At 67.8% G+C, this 1,023-nt stretch carries 2 protein-coding genes; both read left to right on the forward strand.

The window, feature by feature from the left end; all coding sequences use genetic code 11:
- The first annotated feature begins 29 nt into the window (after positions 1-29).
- Complete coding sequence (locus KB893_RS18135; protein ID WP_213173973.1) at positions 30-296, forward strand: transposase; 267 nt, start codon at positions 30-32, stop codon at positions 294-296.
- Positions 297-334: 38 nt separating this feature from the next.
- Positions 335-1,023: DDE-type integrase/transposase/recombinase (locus tag KB893_RS18760; protein WP_213173974.1), on the forward strand; the 689-nt coding region annotated here is incomplete at its 3' end.

The raw sequence follows: 1,023 nt of genomic DNA on the forward strand, positions 1-1,023 counted from the left end.
GAAGTAGAGTTCCCCCAGAAGGAGCTCACATGAAGAAGTCGCGGTTCACCGAGGAACAGGTCGTGCGGATCCTCAAGGAGGTCGAGGCCGGCGCGAAGGTCAACGAGACGTGCCGCAAGCACGGGATCAGCGAGCCGACCTACTACGCCTGGAAGTCGAAGTACGCGGGCCTGGAGGTGTCGCAGCTGCGGCACCTGAAGGACGTCGAGGCAGAGCTGGCGCGCATGAAGCGGATGTACGCCGAGCTGGCGCTCGAGCACCACGCGCTCAAGGATGTCCTGTCGCGAAAAGGCTAGGCCAGGCGCGGCGGCTGGAGCTGAGCCTGGCGATGCAGGTGGATCATGGCCTGAGTGCGCGGCGCGCGGACCGGGCGCTCGGGCTGTCGCGTTCGGCGCGGCACTATCAGCCGCGGGTTCGCGACGACGGGCCGCTCATGGCGGTGATCGAGGCGCATCTTCAAGAGAACCCCGGGCACGGCTTCGGCCTGCTGTTCGACGAGGCGCTGCGCCCCGCAGGCTGGGGCAAGACCCGGGCGTGGCGCGTGTACAAGGCGCTGCGCCTCAACCTGCCGCGGCGGGGGAAGCGCCGTCTTCCCGACCGCATCCGCACTCCGCTGGAGATCCCGGTCTGCGCCAACCACACGTGGTCGGCCGATTTCATGGCGGATGCGCTGTGGTCGGGGCGGCGGTTCCGGACCCTCAATATCAACGACGACTTCAACCGGGAATCGCTGCGGATCGAGATCGACACCAGCTTGCCGTCCAGCCGCGTCGTGCGCGCCCTGGACGAACTCGTCGAGCTGCGCGGCGCGCCGCGGCGGCTCCGCCTGGACAACGGGCCGGAGTTCATCAGCGCCACGCTGGCGCAGTGGGCGCGGCGGCATCACGTCGAGCTGTTGCATATCCAGCCGGGAAAGCCGACGCAGAACGCCTACATCGAGCGCTTCAACCGGACCTTCCGCACCGAGGTGCTCGACCGCTACGTGTTCACCAGCCTGCACGAGGTTCGCCGCATGGCTGAAGA

Origin of the sequence: Coralloluteibacterium stylophorae, assembly GCF_018122625.2 — a bacterium.
In the GTDB taxonomy this organism is placed as follows: domain Bacteria; phylum Pseudomonadota; class Gammaproteobacteria; order Xanthomonadales; family Xanthomonadaceae; genus Coralloluteibacterium; species Coralloluteibacterium stylophorae.

What these genes read in the sequence shown, in the direction of transcription:
- KB893_RS18135 (WP_213173973.1), top strand. Translation starts at nt 30, where the DNA reads ATGAAGAAGTCGCGGTTCACCGAGGAACAGGTCGTGCGGATCCTCAAG.